Genomic DNA, 1,104 nt, shown 5'->3' on the forward strand with positions numbered 1-1,104 from the left:
TCCTGAATTCAACCAATAAGCGCAGCACCTGCGGTATCCAGGGCGCCGGAGTATTCCCCCAGAAACACCTGTGCCGGTGTCCGATAACCGAGCCGTTTTCGGGGGCGATCATTGAGCTTATTGACGGTCTTTCTCAGCTCGGCATCCGTCACCTGTCGAAAATCGGTTCCTTTGGGATAGTACTGCCGGATCAAGCCATTCGTATTTTCATTGGTCCCGCGTTGGCCGGAGCAATAGGGATCGCAGAAGTAGATCGCCGCTGACACTGCCTTGGCCACTGCCTCGTGATTGGCGAACTCCGAACCGTTGTCCAGTGTCACGGTCTGAACAGCCCCACGCCGGGGCTTCAGCAGCCGAATCATGGCTTTCTGTGTCAGTTCGGCGGTGATATTGGGGAGCCGAGCTGCCAGCAGATAGCCACTGCGGCGCTCAACCAGCGTGACCAACCCGGATTGCTTATGTCCCTTGAGCACCGTATCGCCTTCCCAGTGGCCAATCGTGAGTCGATCATCCACCTCAGCGGCGCGGTGCTCGATACCCACTCGGTTCGGAATCTTGCCGAGTCCGGCGCTCTTGGCCTGTGCACGGTACTTGCTCCGCCGCTTGGGTTGCCGGAGATATCGCCACAGACCGCCACCCCGTGCCTTGTCATCCCAGATCAACGAATAGATCCACTGATGGCTCACGTAAGCACCATTGGCGTTGGCCATAAAGCCACTGATTTGCTGAGGGCTCCATTCGTCAGCCAGTTGATCAGCCACCCAGCGCATGAGGCTGGGGAGTCGTTTTGTCATTTTCCAGGCAGTGCGCCGCCGCTGATCACTGAACGCCTGAGCCTGGCGGGGATCGTAGCCATCAGGAGAGATGTTACGGCGCAATTCGCGACTGACGGTGCTGCTATGGATGCCAAGCACTTTAGCGATCTGCCGCTGGCTCATACGGACACCCTGTTGGGCGTGAATCTGGTATCGTTGGGTCTGGGTCAGCTGTCGGTATCCCATGCTCTGCTTCACTTTGGTCGGTAAAGTCGAGAGGGTACCGGCGCTGGCCCTCCTTCCTCTACCTGGCGGTCCAAAGTGCTGCGGTTATTCTATGAATCCAAGT

At 57.9% G+C, this 1,104-nt stretch carries 1 protein-coding gene; it reads right to left on the bottom strand.

What is annotated here, in order from left to right; translation table 11 throughout:
* Positions 1–8: 8 nt before the first annotated feature.
* Positions 9–1,001 (bottom strand): IS30 family transposase, encoded by a 993-nt coding sequence (locus L1075_RS15610; RefSeq protein ID WP_082021204.1) that lies wholly within the window; start codon positions 999–1,001, stop codon positions 9–11.
* Positions 1,002–1,104 lie beyond the last annotated feature (103 nt).

Source organism: Chromohalobacter beijerinckii (genome assembly GCF_023061185.1).
Lineage (GTDB): Bacteria > Pseudomonadota > Gammaproteobacteria > Pseudomonadales > Halomonadaceae > Chromohalobacter > Chromohalobacter beijerinckii.